General features: G+C 65.8%; 17 protein-coding genes and 1 pseudogene. 9 read left to right on the forward strand and 9 right to left on the reverse strand.

Annotation, left to right across the window (positions count from 1 at the left end):
• Positions 1-111: 111 nt before the first annotated feature.
• Positions 112-1,083 (forward strand): substrate-binding domain-containing protein, encoded by a 972-nt coding sequence (locus EN818_RS26655; RefSeq protein ID WP_095807674.1) that lies wholly within the window; start codon positions 112-114, stop codon positions 1,081-1,083.
• Between the two features lie 106 nt (positions 1,084-1,189).
• On the opposite strand, the pseudogene EN818_RS26660 reads toward EN818_RS26655, so the two are convergent.
• Positions 1,190-1,524, reverse strand: a pseudogene (locus EN818_RS26660) (endonuclease domain-containing protein).
• 136 nt (positions 1,525-1,660) lie between these two features.
• The gene (locus EN818_RS26665; protein ID WP_095807673.1) at positions 1,661-1,960 is read right to left on the reverse strand and encodes a hypothetical protein; all 300 of its coding nucleotides are present in this window, start codon (positions 1,958-1,960) and stop codon (positions 1,661-1,663) included.
• A gap of 188 nt (positions 1,961-2,148) precedes the next feature.
• Between EN818_RS26665 and EN818_RS26670 the strand changes: the two genes are divergently transcribed.
• The 4 genes from EN818_RS26670 to EN818_RS26685 all read left to right on the forward strand — a co-directional run bounded on the left by EN818_RS26670 (position 2,149) and on the right by EN818_RS26685 (position 5,538).
• Positions 2,149-3,048, forward strand: a complete 900-nt coding sequence (locus tag EN818_RS26670; RefSeq protein ID WP_095807672.1) for a VOC family protein — start codon at positions 2,149-2,151, stop codon at positions 3,046-3,048.
• A gap of 24 nt (positions 3,049-3,072) precedes the next feature.
• Complete coding sequence (locus EN818_RS32855; RefSeq protein WP_165349863.1) at positions 3,073-3,285, forward strand: hypothetical protein; 213 nt, start codon at positions 3,073-3,075, stop codon at positions 3,283-3,285.
• A gap of 33 nt (positions 3,286-3,318) precedes the next feature.
• Positions 3,319-3,915, forward strand: coding sequence for a sulfotransferase family protein (locus tag EN818_RS26680; RefSeq protein ID WP_245420425.1), 597 nt, complete (start codon positions 3,319-3,321; stop codon positions 3,913-3,915).
• A gap of 246 nt (positions 3,916-4,161) precedes the next feature.
• A complete protein-coding gene (locus EN818_RS26685) occupies positions 4,162-5,538 on the forward strand; it encodes an amidase family protein (RefSeq protein ID WP_095807670.1) in 1,377 nt (458 codons plus the stop codon).
• 17 nt (positions 5,539-5,555) lie between these two features.
• Here EN818_RS26685 and EN818_RS26690 read toward each other — a convergent pair whose 3' ends face one another.
• Together EN818_RS26690 and EN818_RS26695 are read right to left on the reverse strand one after the other, a co-directional pair.
• On the reverse strand, positions 5,556-6,287 hold the full coding sequence (locus tag EN818_RS26690) for a DUF2270 domain-containing protein (RefSeq protein ID WP_095807669.1): 732 nt from the start codon (positions 6,285-6,287) through the stop codon (positions 5,556-5,558).
• Between the two features lie 103 nt (positions 6,288-6,390).
• Positions 6,391-6,597 (reverse strand): hypothetical protein, encoded by a 207-nt coding sequence (locus EN818_RS26695; RefSeq protein WP_095807668.1) that lies wholly within the window; start codon positions 6,595-6,597, stop codon positions 6,391-6,393.
• Positions 6,598-6,851: 254 nt separating this feature from the next.
• Here EN818_RS26695 and EN818_RS26700 point away from each other — a divergent pair, with 254 nt between their 5' ends.
• Positions 6,852-9,191 (forward strand): cation:proton antiporter, encoded by a 2,340-nt coding sequence (locus tag EN818_RS26700; RefSeq protein WP_245420424.1) that lies wholly within the window; start codon positions 6,852-6,854, stop codon positions 9,189-9,191.
• Positions 9,192-9,367: 176 nt separating this feature from the next.
• Here the strand turns inward: EN818_RS26700 and EN818_RS26705 are convergent, their stop codons facing one another.
• Entirely contained in the window at positions 9,368-10,003 is a 636-nt protein-coding gene (locus EN818_RS26705; protein WP_095807666.1) for an ankyrin repeat domain-containing protein, read from the reverse strand.
• A gap of 277 nt (positions 10,004-10,280) precedes the next feature.
• Positions 10,281-11,486, reverse strand: a complete 1,206-nt coding sequence (locus EN818_RS26710; RefSeq protein WP_095807730.1) for an MFS transporter — start codon at positions 11,484-11,486, stop codon at positions 10,281-10,283.
• A gap of 442 nt (positions 11,487-11,928) precedes the next feature.
• Between EN818_RS26710 and EN818_RS26720 the strand changes: the two genes are divergently transcribed.
• Entirely contained in the window at positions 11,929-12,348 is a 420-nt protein-coding gene (locus EN818_RS26720) for a VOC family protein (RefSeq protein ID WP_095807664.1), read from the forward strand.
• Between the two features lie 101 nt (positions 12,349-12,449).
• Positions 12,450-12,833, forward strand: a complete 384-nt coding sequence (locus EN818_RS26725; protein ID WP_095807663.1) for a DUF559 domain-containing protein — start codon at positions 12,450-12,452, stop codon at positions 12,831-12,833.
• A gap of 76 nt (positions 12,834-12,909) precedes the next feature.
• On the opposite strand, the gene EN818_RS26730 is transcribed toward EN818_RS26725, so the two are convergent.
• Complete coding sequence (locus EN818_RS26730) at positions 12,910-13,212, reverse strand: hypothetical protein (protein ID WP_129552822.1); 303 nt, start codon at positions 13,210-13,212, stop codon at positions 12,910-12,912.
• Positions 13,213-13,371: 159 nt separating this feature from the next.
• Between EN818_RS26730 and EN818_RS26735 the strand changes: the two genes are divergently transcribed.
• On the forward strand, positions 13,372-14,790 hold the full coding sequence (locus tag EN818_RS26735; protein WP_095807661.1) for a LuxR C-terminal-related transcriptional regulator: 1,419 nt from the start codon (positions 13,372-13,374) through the stop codon (positions 14,788-14,790).
• Positions 14,791-14,829: 39 nt separating this feature from the next.
• On the opposite strand, the gene EN818_RS26740 is transcribed toward EN818_RS26735, so the two are convergent.
• Together EN818_RS26740 and EN818_RS26745 are read right to left on the reverse strand one after the other, a co-directional pair.
• Positions 14,830-15,723 (reverse strand): carbohydrate ABC transporter permease, encoded by an 894-nt coding sequence (locus tag EN818_RS26740; protein WP_095807660.1) that lies wholly within the window; start codon positions 15,721-15,723, stop codon positions 14,830-14,832.
• A gap of 1 nt (position 15,724) precedes the next feature.
• The gene (locus EN818_RS26745) at positions 15,725-16,663 is read right to left on the reverse strand and encodes a sugar ABC transporter permease (RefSeq protein ID WP_095807659.1); all 939 of its coding nucleotides are present in this window, start codon (positions 16,661-16,663) and stop codon (positions 15,725-15,727) included.
• Between the last annotated feature and the right edge of the window lie 98 nt (positions 16,664-16,761).

The following is a 16,761-nucleotide window of genomic DNA, read 5'->3' on the forward strand; positions in this document are numbered from 1 at the left end:
TCATGGTGAGAGGGCTTCGGCCATCCGCCCGAATATCCCGAAAGGGGCCATCCCGAAAGGGCCGGAGACAAGAGCGGGTGAACCGGCACCCATCCGCAAAGGGAGGACAGCGTGAAGAAACTTCTCATCTCGACGGCTTTGGCCGCGCTGTGGTCGACGACATTTGCCGTGACCATGTCGATGCCGGCAACCGCCTTCGCCGCCAAGCTCGGCGTCTCGATCGTCAACTTCGACAACAACTTCCAGACGCTGCTGATGCACGGCATGCAGGACCGCGCCAAGGAGAAGGGCGCCGAGATCCAGGTCGAGGACGCCCAGAACGACGTTGCCAAGCAGCTCGACCAGGTCAAGAACTTCATCGCCAGCGGCGTCGACGCCATCATCATCACGCTGGTCGACACCAATGCCTCCAAGACCATCAGCGAGGAGGCCGCCAAGGCCGGCATCCCGCTGGTCTTCGTCAATCTCGAGCCGGTCGACATGGCCAAGCTGCCCGAACGCCAAGTCTATGTCGGCTCGAACGAAGTCGAGTCGGGCACGCTGGAAGCCTTCGAGGTCTGTAAGATACTGCGCGCCAAGGGCAAGTCGGCAGGCGCCACCGCCTATATCGTCATGGGCAGCCTGGTGCACCAGGCCGCGCTCCAGCGCACCAAGGATGTCGAGCAGATCTTTTCGACCGACATGTGCAACTTCATCAAGGTCACCGACAAGCAGTCGTCGGAATGGTCGCGCGACAATGCGCAGAACCTGATGACCAACTGGCTGACCGCCGGCCCGGCGCCGGACGCCGTCATCGCCAACAACGACGAATCCGCCATCGGCGCCATCCTGGCGCTGAAGGCCAACGGCGTCGACATGAAGAACGTCGTCGTCGGCGGCATCGATGCCACGCAGGACGGCTTGCAGGCGATGAAGGCCGGCGAGCTCTCGGTGACGGTGTTCCAGAACGCCAAGGGCCAGGGCGGCGGCGGCGTCGATGCAGCGCTCGCGCTCGCCAAGGGCGAGAAGGTCGACCGCGTCGTCTACGTGCCCTTCGAACTGGTGACGCCTCAGAACGCGGCGGAATATTTGAACAAGAATTGAGGGCGACTTGGCGAGACAGACGAGACAGCCAATCTCCCCCCTAGTAGTGGCCTAGTAGTGGGGGAGATGTCCGGCAGGACAGAGGGGGCGCTGTCCCGCCAGCCTCTCAGGTCGGATCAGCCAATCCCGCGACGATAACAATGTGCTGGCAGACATTGTCGACGTCGCGGATCACCTCGTCGTTCCAGAACCGCAAGACGGTCCAGCCATCCTCTGCCAGACGTCTCGTCCGCAGTGCATCGGCCTTGGCAACACCGCCATCGCCATGCTGAGAACCGTCGACCTCGACAAGCAGCCTTTTCTCCGGGCAAGCGAAGTCGACGATATAGCCCGCTGATGTGCACGAAGCTCGTTCCAGAGCTTCAGTTCTCCAACAGTCATGACGCGATGCATCGATTTCGCATTGGCGCGGTGTCGCGGCGGTAGAGGAGTATGGGTCATCGCTGGAGCCGTTTGAGCCCGAGGGCCTTCGCCGAGGTTTTTACTCTACGGCGCCCCCCTCTGGCCTGCCGGCCATCTCCCCCTCAAGGAGGGAGATCAGCCGTCACGGCCGCTTTCGCCAATCGCCAACGAAAGACTAAATCCCAGACCCATCCAGCAGCGGCACGTCGTCGCCTTCCCAGGGGCTGGGCATCGCTCCTCTCCCGGCCGAGGGCAGCGGCATCCAGCATCTGAGCTCCGGCTCGGCATACTCGACGATGCGGCCCGGCGAGGAGTCGGACGCCCGCCAGCCTTCCGCGCCGAACTGGTCGGCGCGCGACCAGTAGGCCATGTCGACCTCGGCCGGTCCCTGCTCGGACGAGCGCACCGTGACCAGGATGCGGCTGCCGTCCCTCGGCGCGCTCGCCATGTTGCGCCAGTGGTCGGTCTCGTCCATGTGATCTCCTCCTGAAGCTCAAGCAATTCCGGACGAAACCGCGCGGCGGTTTCCGTCCGAAATGGCGTGAAGACAAATAGCCTGCCGCCATAGTTGCCGCCCGCCCGAGAGGGGTCAACCCGAACTTGACGCAAGACAGAAATATCATTCGCGACTAATATGAATCGGCCGCAATCGGACAGGCGACGATGGACGAAGCATTGCTGTCTCAGGCCACCCGACTCGGGCCGGTCCACCTCAAGGTGACCGACATCCCGGCGGCCCTGATCGTCTGGCGCGGCACGCTTGGTCTTGGGCTGGTTGGCGAGGATGCCGGCACGGCGGAGCTCGGCACCGGCGGCCGGACGCTGATCGTCCTCCACGCCGGAGCGGACACGGTCCTGCCGCAGAAGTCGCGCGATCTCTTTCACGTCGCCATCCATGTCACGAGCCGCCGCGATCTCGCCCATGTCGCCGCCCGCCTCAAGGCGTCGGGCCTCCGCTTCAGCGCCCAGGATCATCTTATTTCGGAGTCGCTTTACGTCTCCGACCCGTCGGGCAACGGCATCGAAATCTGTTTCGACACGCCGCAGCGTCTTCTGCGCAGGGAGGAGGCGGCCGACGGCCGCGTCTCGCTCATCGCCACCGACGGCAGCGCGCATTCCGGGATCGAACCGCTGGATGTTCCGGGCCTGCTGCGCGACCTCGGCAATTCCGGCCATGTCGAGCAGAAGATGGCCGACGACGCCTTCATCGGCCACATCCATATGCGGGCGCGCTCGCCCGAGACCTTGATGCCGTTCTACATCGGCGTGCTGGGCTTGCGGCCGCACATCCAGTCGCGCAATTTCGGCCTGTTCGACTGCGGCACCGCGCGCCGGCCGCATATGGTGGCCTTCAACGTGTGGGCGCGCGACGAGCTGCGCGAACCGCCGCCGGGCGCCGCCGGCCTCGACCACTTCACCGTCGAGCTCGCTTCGGAGCAGGAGCTTGCCGCCGTGGCGCTGAGGCTGGAGGCGGCCAATGCGCCGATGAAAAGGGAAGGCGGCGCCGTCGCCACCGCCGATCCGGAGGGCAATCGCTTGCGGCTCGTGGTCCAGGGAGGATGATCGCCTAAAGCAATTCCAGGAAAAGTGCGCAGCGGTTTTCCGTCCGGAATTGCGAAGAAACAAAGCCAAGCAATTCCAGGAAAAGTGCGCAGCGGTTTTCCGTCCGGAATTGCGAAGAAACAAAGCCAAGCAATTCCAGGAAAAGTGCGCAACGGTTTTCCGTCCGGAATTGCGAAGAAACAAAGCCAAGCAATTCCAGGAAAAGTGCGCAGCGCTTTTCCGTCAGGAAATGCATGACAAGGAAAAGCAGGCGTAGGGGAGAAAATGTCGATGAGGGTGATTGGAACGGGCTTCGGCCGCACGGGCACGGATTCGATGCGCGAGGCGCTGACGATGCTCGGCTTCGGGCCATGCCATCACATGTCGGAGGTGATGGCGAACGAGGAGCAGAAGCGGCTCTGGCGGGCGCTCGCCAAGGGCGCCGCGCCCGACTGGGACAAGCTCTTTGCCGGATACAAATCCTGTGTCGACTGGCCGTCCGCCCATTACTGGCGCGAGCTGATCGAAGCCTATCCTCAGGCGCGCGTCATCCTCACCTGGCGCTCGCCCGAAAGCTGGTGGGAGAGCTTTCAAAACACGATCCTGCCGTCGATCGAGGACAGTCAGGACCAGGAGTCGCTGGGCATTGCGCTCATTGCGAAACAGGTCTTCGGCGGCCGGCCGCACGACCGCGCGCATGCGATCGCCACCTATGAGGCCAATGTCGAGGCGGTGCTCGATGCGGTGCCGGCCGAGCGCCTGCTGGTCCACAAGCTCGGCGACGGCTGGCAGCCGCTCTGCGCCCATCTCGGCGTCCCCGTGCCGGACGAGCCCTATCCGAACCGGAACAGCACGGGGGAGTTTCGAGCGGCGATGAGTAGGCAGTAGTGTAGGCAGTAGTGAGTAGTGAGTGGTGAATGGTGGTGAATGGTGAATGGTGAATGGTAAATGGTTAAAAGAAAAATAGATAGTGAATGCACGGCATCAAGACAAACTGAACATCGCTACTCGCTACTCACTACTCACCATTCACCATTCACCATTCACCATTCACCATTGACCATTCACCACCACTCACCATTCACCACCATTCACCACCATCCACCACACCACCACTCCCTCCCGGAGAACCACATGGCCCACCCCGACACCACCTTCCTCACCGCCATGCAGCTGGCGGCGGCGATCCGCGACGGGCAGGTCAGCGCCGGCGAGGCGATGGAGGCGCAGCTTGCCCGCATTGAAATGGTCAATCCGCTCCTCAATGCCATCGTCACGCTCGACGAGGAGGCCGCCCGTGCCGGCGCCAAGGCCGCCGACAGGGCGATCGCACGCGGCGATGCCGTCGGGCCGCTGCACGGCGTCCCGGTCACGCTGAAGGACGGCCACGCCACCGCCGGCATGCGCACCACGGTCGGGCTGGAGGCCTTCGCCGACCATGTGCCGACGACCGACAGCACCATTGCCGCCAGGCTGCGCAAGGCGGGCGCCATCATCATCGGCAAGACCAACGTGCCGCCGAGGCTGCGCGACCTGCAGACCGCCAACCCGATCTTCGGCCGCACCTGCAATCCGTGGGATGTCACGCGCACGCCGGGCGGCTCGAGCGGCGGCGCCGCCGCGGCGGTTGCTGCCGGCCTGGCGCCGCTCGAGATCGGCAGCGATGCCGGCGGCTCGATCAGGACCCCGGCGCATCTCACCGGCATCTATGGCTTCAAGCCGACGCAGGCGAGCGTGCCGCTCACCGGCAGCTACGCCGATCCGCCCGACATGCCGCGCAGCTTCCGCCTGCTGTTCGACATCGGCCCTTTGGCCCGTGACGTCGACGATCTGATCCTGGCCCACCGCATCATCGCCGGCGCCGACGGTTTCGACACCGAAGTGCCGCCGGTGGCGACGGACGAGGCGCCGGAGCCGCCGCTCGAAAGCTTGCGGATCGCCTGGGCGGCGACCTTTCCCGGCGTCCCGGTCGCGATCGACATCGCCGACGCGATCGCCGGCTTCGCCGACGCTGCCGCCATTGGCGGCGCGCGCGTGGCGCAGGCCTTGCCGGGCCATGACTTCGCCGCCGAGCGGGCGCTGTTCTCCGATTTCATCACCTGGTACTCGCAGGCCTTCCGGTCGCCGGGCGAGGCCTCGCCGTCGCTGCCGGCCTATCTCGCCGCGCTCAACCGGCGCGATGAATTCATCCTCGCCTGGGAGCGCTTCTTCGACGACTGGGACGTTCTCGTCTGCCCGGCAATGATGTGCACCGCCTTCCGCCATCGCGAGACGGGAGCGCCGATCCCCGTCGATGGTGTCGAGACGCCTTACTGGAGCGCGCTCGCCCATGCCTGTCGCTTCAACTTGACAGGACATCCGGCCGTCGTCATTCCGATCGGCCTCGACCGGGAGGGCCTGCCGATCGGCGCCCAGCTCGTCGGCCGCCGCCACTCGGACATGAAGCTGCTGGCAGCCGCCAAGGCGCTGGCGCGTCTGACCGACGGCTTCGTCAGGCCGCCGGGACTGTGAGCGCGGCGGCAGCGTCCTTACACATGCACGTTGCCGTGCGAGAGCTCGCCGTCGTCGGCGCGGACCAGGAAGGCGGCGGCAACCATCGCCAGATAGAAGGCCAGGACGGCGCATACCACGACGGCACCGGGAATGGGACCGAGCGTCGCCACCTTCAGCGTATCGAGCAGCGAGGCGCCGAAGCCGACGGGCGCACCGTCATGCGTCAGGCTTGGCGTGGTGATCTTCAGCACCCAGGCAAGCATCAGGATCGTGTACATGAAGATGTAGTTGCGCCGCAGCCGCCTGATCAGCGCCGCGCGCTGCGAGATGAGGAAGCGCGGCGAGCGCAGGCCTTCGCCGACGATGGCCAGCCAGTTGGAGGCATAGTCCGGCTGCGGCGAGAAGATCTGCGCGAAATAATAGCGCTCGAACTGGCGCACCCTGGCGCGATAGACGTCGAAGAAGCGGTAGCGCCGCGCCTCGATCCACAACAGCAGCGTGATCAAGAGCATGGCGAAGAGGAGCACGCCGTGATGGGCGTTCGGCGTCGACAGCGACACCGAAAGCATCGCCGCCACCACGGTGATCGCCCAGTTGCTGGTGCGGTCGAGTCGGTCGCGCCAGCCGGCCATGCGCGCGATTTCGGCGCGATGGAAATGCGACATGGTGGTTGCGAATTCGGAGGAGGTCAGCTTCAGCGCGAACGCATCGGAGCCGCGCGGCGCCGCGCCGGTCTCCACTGGCTTGACGTTGTGGACCTGGGACATCCCCGCCATGCGCCTCCCGAACGCAAGGCCGGCCAGCCGGCCACACCCCTTATAGCACAATGTGTGGCCGGCTAAAATGTTTCCGCCCTTTCAGGCGGATAGGTCAGGATGCCATGGGCGGCATTTCCCGCTTCGCTCCCCTCGGAAACGGCAGCACCTCGGCCTCGGGCCGGGAGTATTGGGCGGCCGCCACCGCCTCGATCACGAGGTCCAGCGCCTCGAGCGCGGCGCGGCTGGTTTCATCGTCGCCGCGCAGATAATGGCAGGCCCTGTCGAGGTGCAGGTGCGCAGCGGCAAAGTCGCTCTTCATTAGCTTCTCCTTATCGCCCGCCGTGCGCGAAACATGCGCGAGTCGCTTTACCGGGAAGCAAAGATGGGCGGTGGTATTTGAATCGAATTGTGGCGATCTCCCTCCTTGAGGGGAGATGCCCGGCAGGGCAGAGGGGGTCGGTTCGACTGGGCTCGGCCTGTAGAAAGCGCCGGCGCTCAACGCGCGGCGACCCGCTCTGTCGCCTTCGGCGACATCTCCCCCCTCGAGAGGGGAGATTGCGCTGCAGCCGATGCATGTGCGAAACCGTTATGGCGGGGCATAATCGAGGGGTGCAGATATTGTCCTTCATGCTCAATCGGCGATGGACGCTCGCGCTTGCGGCCGCCGTACTCGCGCTCATGCCGGCAGTCGCCTGGGCGGCCGAGAAGAAAGGGATGTCGAGCGAGGGCATCTTCGTCCTGGAGATCATCCTGTTGCTGCTTGTCGGCCGCGGCATCGGCGAATTGCTGGAGCGGCTCGGACAGCCGGCGGTGATGGGGCAGCTGATCGGCGGCATCCTGCTCGGACCCTCGCTGCTCGGCTGGCTGTGGCCGGCGGCCGAGCGGCTGGTGTTTGCCGGCGATGCCGCGCAGAAATCGATGATCAACGCCATCGCCCAGCTCGGCGTGCTGATGCTGCTGCTGCTCACCGGCATGGAGACGGATCTTCGGCTGGTGCGCCGCGTCGGCCGCGCCTGCTTCTCCATTTCCGCCACCGGCGTTGCCGTGCCGTTCGGGCTCGGCTTCGTGGCGGCGCAGTTCATGCCGGCCTCCCTGCTCGCCACCGGCAGCGAGCGCATCGTCGCCGGCCTGTTCCTCGGCACCGCGCTGTCGATCTCCTCGGTCAAGATCGTCGCCATGGTGGTGCGCGAGATGAACTTCATGCGCCGCGACCTCGGTCAGATCATCGTCTCCTCCGCCATCATCGAGGACACGATCGGCTGGGTGATCATCGCCATCACCATCGGCATCGCCACGCATGGCCGCATCGAGCTGGGCGGCCTCGCCTTCACGCTGGCCGGCGTTGCCGCCTTCATGGGTTTTTCCTTCACCCTCGGCCGCCGCATCGTCTTCGATGCCATCCGCTGGACCAACGATACGTTTCGCTCGGAATATGCGGTCGTCACCGTCATCCTCGCCATCATGGGCGCGATGGCGCTGATCACCGACCTGATCGGCGTCCACACCGTGCTCGGCGCCTTCGTCGCCGGCATATTGGTCGGCGAGTCGCCGATCCTGTCGCGTCACATCGAGGGCCAGCTGCGCGGGGTGATCACCGCGCTCTTCATGCCGGTGTTCTTCGGCGTTGCCGGTCTTTCGGCCGACCTCACCGTGTTGATGGATCCGCAGCTGGCGCTGCTCACGCTGGCGCTTGTAGCGATCGCCAGCATCGGCAAGTTCGGCGGCGCCTTCATCGGCGCCGAGGCCGCCGGCATGACTCGCGCCGAGGGCATCGCCGTCGGCTGCGGCATGAACGCGCGCGGCTCGACCGAGGTGATCGTCGCCTCGATCGGCCTGTCGATCGGCGTGCTCTCGCACAACCTCTTCACCATGATCGTCACCATGGCCGTCATCACCACTTTGGCCATGCCGCCGACGCTGCGCTGGGCGCTGGGGCGCCTGCCGATGGGCGAGCTGGAGAAGAAGCGGCTGGAGCGCGAGGAGATCGACCAGCGCGGCTTCATCGCCAGTCTGGAGCGGCTGCTGGTGGTGGTCGACGAGGGCGTGGTCGGCCGCTTCGCCGCCTACCTTGCCGGCGTGATCGGCGCCGGCAAGCCGACGACGGTGCTGCATGCCAGCGGCGAAAGCGAAGCCGACCCTGGCGAGGCGGCGCATCTCGACGAAGTGGAGAAGGGCGCCGAGGAGGGACGCGAGGCGGCAAAGCAGGCCAACGAGGAACCGGTGCGCGAGGCGCCGCTGACCCGCCGCCGCCACGAGGTCCAGCTCTCGCCCGAGACCGTCGCCAAGGAGGCGCGCAAGGGCTACGGCATGCTGCTCATCGGTCTCGGCCGCGCCGTGACCTCCAAGGGCAGCTTCTCGCGCCGGCTGAACGACGTCGCCGGCGCCTTCGACGGCCCGCTCTGCCTGGTGCTGAAGCCGGCCGGCGCCGGCCGGCACATGCCGAGGCTCGGCCCCCGGTCAGGCCGCATCCTGGTGCCGGTCAACGGCACCTCGGTCGCCCGCCGCGGCGCCGAGCTGGCGCTTGCCATCGCCGCCGTCACCGGCGCCCCGGTCAAGATGCTCTATGTCGCGCGGGTCGGTCGCGATGAGCTGCGCGACACGGTCTCGCATCGCCGCCGGGAGGCCGTGCTGAAGGACATCGTCGCGCTCGCCGACCGCTACGGCGTCGAGATCGAGACCGCCATCCGCAGCAAGGCCGCCGCCGCCGATGCCATCGCCCGCCAGGCCGGCCGGAACGTGGCGCTGATCGTCATGGGCGTGGCGCGGCGGCCGGGCGAGGAGCTCATCTTCGGCGAGACGACGAGCGGCGTGCTGCAGCGCTGCCCGTGCCCGGTGATGCTGATCTCCGACGCGCGCCTGCGCCGCGACGACGAGGAGCGCGAAGCGCTGCGGTCCGGCACCGGCACCGGGTGAGGCAGGCGGCGAATCTCCCGCCTCGACGGGGAGATGGCCGCGAAGCGGCCAGAGGGGGTCGGTTCGACTGGGCTCGGTCTATTGCGCCAGATGGAGGCTGGCGCTTCAGGCGCAGGGATCCCTCCTGTCGCCTTCGGCGACATCTCCCCCTCGAGGAGGGAGATTGGCGCCGGCGCTCACTTGCCCTCGAAGAAACTGTGGATCGCGGCGTCCAGCTTCTCGATCAGCTCGGCGTCCCGCGCGCTGCCGGCCCAGATCAACGCGTTGAGCCGCATGTCCTTGTTGAGGAAGTTCACCTTGCGGGTCGCCAGCAGATAGTCCGCGACCGCGTGATGCCTTCCCTTGATGGCCTCGATGAGCGCGCTGTTGCGGCCCGTCTTGTCGGCCAGGTTGACGTCGGCGCCATGCTCGACCAGCAGCTTGACGATATCGAGATGTCCGTTGCGTGCCGCCTCGATCAGCGGCGTGCGGCCGTAATAATCGGCGCGCGCATCGATATCGATCCTCGGATGCTTCACCAGCGCCAGGATGCAGGCGAGATGGCCCCTGGCCGCCGCCAGACTGAGCGGCGTGCTCTTCCATTTGTTCCTGGTGTTGACGTCGACCGCCGGATGGCCGATCAGGGCTTCGAGCGCTTCGATGCGGCCGTTGTGGGCGGCAAGGTGCAGGCTTGACCAGCCGTCTTCATCGGCCTGGTTGATGTCCGCGCCCGCCGCCAGTTCCGAGGCGACGGCATCGGCGTCGCCCTTCTCCGCCGCGATCAGCAGGCTGGACCAGTTCCTGGCGTCTGCGGCTTCCACGCCTGCGCCCACTGCAATATCCCCCGGCTCATTGATCGCGCCGGCCAGGCCGGCATTTCAGATGCAGCGTCTCGGCTCAGAGTTTCACACTAGCCGCGGTCCGGCAAATGGATTTCGAGCCGTTTGAGCGCGTAATCTCCCCCCTCGAGGGGGAGATGGCCGGTAGGCCAGAGGGGGTCGGTCCTACTGAGCTCGGCCCTGTGCATCAGATGGAGGCTGGCGCTCCAGGCGCGGCAACCCCCTCTGTCGCCCTTGGCGGCATCTCCCCCGTGGAGGGAGATCGCAGTCCCTACGCCATCTGCAAGCGCTGCCGGCTCGGCTGCGGCGGGAAGGCGATGGCGATGCCGGCGGCGCCGAGGCCGACCAGCGCCGAGCCGATGAACAGCCAGGCATAGCTGGCATAGGCGTCGTAGATCATGCCGCCGGCCAACGGCCCGAACGACATGCCGAGGCTGGAGAGCATGGTGGCGGCGCCGAGCACGGTGCCGATGATGCGGCCGCCGAAATATTCGCGCGCCAGCACCGCATAAAGCGGCATGACGCCGCCATAGGTGGCGCCGAAGATGACGGCCAGGATATAGAAATGCTCGAGCCGGCCGGCGCCGAGATAGGCGGCGATCACCAGGCCCTGGATGGCGAGGCCAGTGATCAGCACCGGCTTGACGCCCAGCCTGTCGGCGAGCACGCCATAAAGCACGCGGCCGCCGAGTCCGGCGAGACCCTCGACGCTGTAGATCGAGACGGCTGCCATCGGCGCCACGCCGCAGGCCATGGCATAGCTCACCATGTGGAAGATCGGGCCCGAATGCGCCGCGCAGCAGGCAAAGAAGGTCATCGCCAGCACGATGAACTGCGGCGAGCGCAGAGCCTGGCCGACGCTCATGCCGGCATCCTCGGCGGCCGGCGGGTTCCCATCGGCCGAAGCGACGATCGCCGGCGGCTGGCGCACCAGCAGCACGGCCGGCAGCACGAGCACCCAGGCCATGACGCCGATGTCGAACATGGCGGTGCGCCAGTCATAGGCCGTGATCAGCCAGCGCGCGAACGGCGAGATCGTCATCGGCGCCACGCCCATGCCGGCCGAGACCAGCGACACGGCAAGGCTGCGGTTGGTGTCGAACCAGGCGGTGGTGAGCGCGATCATCGGCGCGAAGAAGGCGCTCGCCGCCAGCCCGACGATCACGCCGTAGCTGAGCTGGAAGACCAGCAGCGAGCCGGCGCGACTCGCCACCACCAGCGCTAGGCCGAGCAGCACCGCGCCGGCCAGCACGACGATGCGCGCCCCGACGCGGTCATAGATCGCGCCCCAGGCGAAGCCGCCGACGCCCATCACCAGGAAATTCAGCGTCATGGCGCTGGAGATGCCCGCGCGCGACCAGCCGGTGTCGAGCGCCATCGGCTCGAGAAAGATCGCCAGCGAAAACATCGCGCCGAGCGCTACGCAACTCATCAGCGCGCCCGCCGCGACGATGATCCAACGATAGGAAAGCTTCATGGTTTTCTCCCATGCCATAGGCATCCTGTTTGATGCGGCACGGTTTTTCCAGATCCATCGCGCCGCTTGCGTCCGAAGGACGCCGGCGCGGGAGGCAATCCTACAATCTGGTTGCATTTTTTAACTGGAATTTTGAGGGATGGATATTTGGCTGTGGCCAGAAAGGTCGCGTTCCTTCGCGCCCCCCTCTGGCCTGCCGGCCATCTCCCCCACGGCTGGGGAGATTGGCAGTTCCCGCGCCGACGCTTCTCGTGCGGAGTGGGTGATTGGCAAAAGCCGGCGTGAAGGCTGATCTCCTCCCTCGTGGGGGAGATGTCCGGCAGCACAGAGGGGGGCGCCTCGCCCCGACCTCTCCAACTGTCAGCAGTCTTCCGCACCCACATTGACCGCGTGCCGGGCCCTTCTAGATTGAGCCGCAGCAATCAGGAGGAGGCAACACACCATGGAACTCTATCGCGGCCGGCTCATCGACCACCTCCAGCTTGTGGTGCGCGACCTCGAGGCCAGCCGGCGTTTCTATGGCGCGTTGTTCGAGGTGCTGGGCATCCCGATCGGCGGCGAGGCGCAGGACTATTTCTGGGCCGACGAGCTGTTCATCTCCAGCGCCGACAGCCGCGCCGCGCTCGGCGTGCTCACCGGCCGCCACCATCTCGCCTTCCAGGCCAGGGACCGCGCCATGGTCGACGCCTTCTATCACGCTGGGCTTGCCGCCGGCGGCAAGGACAATGGCGCGCCGGGCGAGCGCCGCTACCACCCCGGCTACTACGCCTGCTTCCTGCTCGACCCCGACGGCAACAACATCGAGGCCGTGTTCCACGGCGAGGCCAAGCGCAGTGCCGATGCGGTGGAGGTGAGTTTTTAGAAGAGGCGCAACTTTCTCCCCCCTTGTGGGGGAGAAAGCGATTTCAACATCTTAGCGAAGCTAAGTGTTAGAAATCGCAAGAGAGGGGATTTTTACGCACCATGCGCCAACAGGTTCCGCCGTCGCACCGCACCTTCGCTCGGACAATGCGCGCCGACGCCACAAAGGCCGAGAACATCCTTTGGCAGGCATTGCGCAACCGACAACTCGAGGGCCTGAAGTTCAAACGGCAGGTGCCGCTCGACGGCTACATCCTGGACTTCGTCTGCTTCGAGGCGAAGCTGATCTTGGAGGTTGACGGCGGTCAGCATTCGGAGTCGCAGCGAGATGCCGGGCGTGATCGGCATTTCGCGATGAAAGGGTTCCGAACGGTGCGCTTCTGGAACGACGAGGTGGTGCGAAATATCGATGGTGTCTGCTTGACGATCCTCACCGAGATTCGGAAAGGGAGTTCCCAAGCAGATCCCCTCTCTTGCGATTTCTAACACTTAGCTTCGCTAAGATGTTGAAATCGCTTTCTCCCCCACAAGGGGGGAGATAGTGCGCGGCACCACCCCTCAGCTACTTGCTCGCCACCTCGTCGGCGCAGCGCGGGTGGGCACCGACGGGCAGCACCTCGAAGCCGGCGGCGATCAGTTGCAGCCTGGTTTCCTCGAAATGCCGCTTCGAGCCGCTGTCGATCGCGGCCGGCGCGAAGTTCCAGCCGTTGCGGGCGGCGCTGGCGAGGATGGCGGCATACTGGCGCATGCTGTCGATCTTGACGTTCGATTCCAGGAGCTGCCGGCATTCGCCGGCCAATGAGGCCTGGGTGGCGGCGGGCAGGCTCAGCATGGCACAGGCAATCGCTATCGAGACACGGCGCATGGAAACCTCCTTCGGCTGATGGGACTTTGCTGAAGGAAAGTTTTGCGCCGGTCCCGCCGCCGCGGGAATCGGCCACATGCGGTGTTTTGGGTCCTGCATTTGTAGTATTTTGCGTCAGCCCCGGTTGAAAGCACCTGCGTCCGCTGGCAGGGACGGACCATGAACCGCATCGTGACGACCTCGGAGACCTTGTCGGAGCGCGAGCGCGCGGTGGCGGAGAAGTTCGCCGCCGGCATGACCTATCGCGAGATCGGCGAGGCGCTGTACATCGCACCGTCCACCGTGCGCACCCATCTCGCCGCGATCTATGAAAAGCTCGGCGTGCGCAACAAGGTCGCGCTCGCCACGCATATCAACGGCGTCGGCGCGGCACTCGAACCGTCGCTGTCGGACAGCGCTCCGGTGCTTGCCCTGTTCCCGATCGAATGCCTCAGCAGCGATGATCGCTGGCGGCGCTTTGCCGAAGGGCTGTCGTCGGACATCACGATCGATCTCGCCCGCTACGCCGGCATTCCGGTCATCGCCTTCCACACCATGAAATCGCTTGGCAGCAAACGCCCCGACTTCGCCGCCGACGGCAAGGCGCTGGGCGCCGCCTACATCGTGTCGGGGCAGCTGCGCGCCGACGACAGCCGGGTTCGATTGACGATCGAGCTTGCCGATGCGCGCAGCGGCGTCAGCCTGTGGAGCGAGCGTTTCGAGCGTCCGGTTCAGGACGTCTTCGCCCTGCAGGACAATCTGGCCGAAAGCGTCATCAACGCGCTTGCCGGCTGTTTCGGGGCGATCGCCACCGTCGGCCGCAATGCCATCCGCCGCAAGCCGCCGGCCAGCCTGCGCGCCTACGATCTCTATCTGCTCGGCGTCGAGCAGCACAACACCTTCAGCCGTGACGGCAATGCCGAAGCCATTCGCCTGTTCTCCCGCGCGCTGGAGCTCGACCCGACCCTGGCCAAGGCCTGGATCGAACTCGGCTACGCCTACTCGATCCGGTCCTGCAACGGCTTCGGCGACGATCCCAAGGCGGCGGCCGCGAAATGGCGCTGGGCGGTCGAGAATGCGCTGCAGCTCGACCCGCTGGACAGCACGGTGCATGTTTGCCTCGGCGACGCCCTCGGCTGCCTCGGCGATCTGGAAGCCGCGGAGCGGTGTTACCGCCGCGCCTTCGAATACGGTTCCAACCAGGCGGACACGCTGGCGCTGCTTGCGGGCAGCAGGGCGCTTGTCGCCGGCGATCCGGCCGAGGCGATGCCGCTGATGGAGCGCGCCATGCGCCTCAATCCGCTTGCCCCGCCCTGGTATTTCGGCATGTACGGCCGCATCCTGTTCTCGGAGGGCAGGCACAGGGAAGCCGTCGCCGCGCTGCGCCGAAGCACGCCGGATTCTCCCAACGTGCTGATGTTCCTGGCGCTTGCCCATGCGGCGGCGGGCGAGGGCGCCGAAGCCGCCGGCTTCGCGGCCAGGCTCAGTGCCGAGTTTCCCGACTTCACCGTCGAGGGTTTCATAGCCGGCTATCCCGTCACCAATCCGGACGCCGTGCGCGTCATCCGCGAGGCGGCCAAGCTGGTGCCGCTTCGCTGATCAGGATGCGGCCGGTGCTTGGGCCGGGCTTGAGCCCAGCTATTCCTTCACCGCGCCCGTCATCGACGACACATAGTGCTCGACGAAGAAGGAATAGAGCACCACGACCGGCAGCGAGCCGATCAGCGCGCCGGCCATCAGCGCGCCCCATTCATAGACGTCGGAGCGGACCAGCTCGGTCAGCACGCCGACCGGCACCGTCTTCTTCTCGGAGGACTGGATGAAGGTCAGCGCATAGATGAATTCGTTCCACGACAGGGTGAAGGCGAAGATGCCGGCCGAGATCAGGCCCGGCACCGACAGCGGCAGCACGATCTTGGTCAGGATCTGCCAGCGGCTCGCCCCGTCGATCAGCGCGCATTCCTCCAGTTCGAACGGGATCGAGCGGAAATAGCCCATCAGCAGCCAGGTGCAGAACGGCACCAGGAAGGTCGGGTAGGTGAGGATCAGCGCGAACGGCGTGTCGTAGAGGCCGAGGTTGAACACCATCACCGAAAGCGGGATGAACAGGATCGAGGGCGGCACGAGATAGGCGAGGAAGATGCCGAGCCCGACCTGCCGTGCGCCTGAGAACCGCAGCCTTTCGATCGCATAGGCCGCCAGCACCGCGGCCAGCAGCGACAGGAAGGTGGCGGCGGTCGAAATGATGACCGTGTTGAGCAGCCAGCCGGGATAGGAGGTCTCGAACAGCAGGTAGCGTATGTGCTGCAGCGTCGGATGCACGACCCAGAACGGATTGTAGTTCACATAGTCGGTCATCTCGACATTGGGCTTCACCGCCGTGATCGTCATCCAGTAGAACGGGAACAAGAGCACGATCAGAAACACCAGCAGCGGCAGGTAGACCGTCACCACCCGCCGCGGCAGGCTCTGCAGGTAGCCCATGCCGCCTTCGTCGGCGTCGATGCGCTCGACTTCCTTGATCGCCGCCATCTCAGTCTCCGCCGCCTTGCTGCCACCTGCGCCGCTGCAGGCCGAAATAGCTGAACAGGATCGCCGCCAGCAGGAAGGGGATCATGGCGACCGCGATCGCGGCGCCTTCGCCAAGCTGGCCGCCGGCGATGCCGCGCTGGAAGGACAATGTCGCCATCAGGTGGGTGGCATTCACCGGCCCGCCGCGGGTCAGCACATAGATCAGCTGGAAATCGGTGAAGGTGAACAACACCGAGAAGGTCATGGTGATGGCGATGATCGGCGTCAGCAGCGGCAGCGTCACATGGCGGAACAGCTGCCACCGGCTGGCGCCGTCGAGCGTCGCCGCTTCATAGAGCGACTGCGGGATCGTCTGCAGGCCGGCCAGCAGCGTGATGGCCACGAAAGGGATACCGCGCCAGATATTGGCCGCGATGACGGAAGCGCGCGCATTGGTCGGATCGCCGAGGAAGTTGATGCGGTGGTCGATCAGGCCCATCTGCTGCAGCGCCCAGGACAGGATCGAGAACTGCGAATCGTAGATCCACCAGAAGGCGATGGCCGACAGCACCGTCGGCACCACCCAGGGCAGCAGCACCACCGCCCGGAAGAACGACTTGAATGGCAGCTTCTCGTTGAGGATCAGCGCCAGCCAGAGGCCGAGCGCAAACTTCAGGATCGAAGCGCTGACCGTGTAGAGCACGGTGTTGAAGACCGACAGCCAGAACACGCTGTCGCTCCACAGATACTCGTAGTTCTCGACGCCGATATAGATGCCCGGCCGGCCGATGCGGGTGTCGGTGAAGCCGAGCCAGACGCCGAGCCCGAGCGGATAGGTAAGGAAGACCAAGAGCAGCGCAGCCGCCGGCAGCATGAAGCCGAGGCCGAGCGCGTTGCGGCTCTCGGCGAGCCGCGCCAGGACGGACGGACGTGGCTGAACGGCAATGGATGGCACGGCCATGCGCGGGCTCCTGTGAATCTGGTAGGACGGCCGGGACGGCCGCCCTTAAGTTCCGGATGCCTCCGGACGACGGGCGCGGCCGCCCCGGTTCAGGCGCC

The sequence above is a fragment of the Mesorhizobium sp. M3A.F.Ca.ET.175.01.1.1 genome, assembly GCF_004791945.1.
GTDB lineage: Bacteria > Pseudomonadota > Alphaproteobacteria > Rhizobiales > Rhizobiaceae > Mesorhizobium.

Coding starts and splice junctions, on each gene's coding strand:
- EN818_RS26665 (WP_095807673.1), bottom strand. CDS start 1,960: ATGGACGAGACCGACCACTGGCGCAACATGGCGAGCGCGCCGAGGGAC.
- EN818_RS26670 (WP_095807672.1), top strand. CDS start 2,149: ATGGACGAAGCATTGCTGTCTCAGGCCACCCGACTCGGGCCGGTCCAC.
- EN818_RS26680 (WP_245420425.1), top strand. CDS start 3,319: ATGAGGGTGATTGGAACGGGCTTCGGCCGCACGGGCACGGATTCGATG.
- EN818_RS26685 (WP_095807670.1), top strand. CDS start 4,162: ATGGCCCACCCCGACACCACCTTCCTCACCGCCATGCAGCTGGCGGCG.
- EN818_RS26690 (WP_095807669.1), bottom strand. CDS start 6,287: ATGTCCCAGGTCCACAACGTCAAGCCAGTGGAGACCGGCGCGGCGCCG.
- EN818_RS26695 (WP_095807668.1), bottom strand. CDS start 6,597: ATGAAGAGCGACTTTGCCGCTGCGCACCTGCACCTCGACAGGGCCTGC.
- EN818_RS26700 (WP_245420424.1), top strand. CDS start 6,852: ATGTGCGAAACCGTTATGGCGGGGCATAATCGAGGGGTGCAGATATTG.
- EN818_RS26710 (WP_095807730.1), bottom strand. CDS start 11,486: ATGAAGCTTTCCTATCGTTGGATCATCGTCGCGGCGGGCGCGCTGATG.
- EN818_RS26720 (WP_095807664.1), top strand. CDS start 11,929: ATGGAACTCTATCGCGGCCGGCTCATCGACCACCTCCAGCTTGTGGTG.
- EN818_RS26725 (WP_095807663.1), top strand. CDS start 12,450: ATGCGCCAACAGGTTCCGCCGTCGCACCGCACCTTCGCTCGGACAATG.
- EN818_RS26730 (WP_129552822.1), bottom strand. CDS start 13,212: ATGCGCCGTGTCTCGATAGCGATTGCCTGTGCCATGCTGAGCCTGCCC.
- EN818_RS26735 (WP_095807661.1), top strand. CDS start 13,372: ATGAACCGCATCGTGACGACCTCGGAGACCTTGTCGGAGCGCGAGCGC.
- EN818_RS26740 (WP_095807660.1), bottom strand. CDS start 15,723: ATGGCGGCGATCAAGGAAGTCGAGCGCATCGACGCCGACGAAGGCGGC.
- EN818_RS26745 (WP_095807659.1), bottom strand. CDS start 16,663: ATGGCCGTGCCATCCATTGCCGTTCAGCCACGTCCGTCCGTCCTGGCG.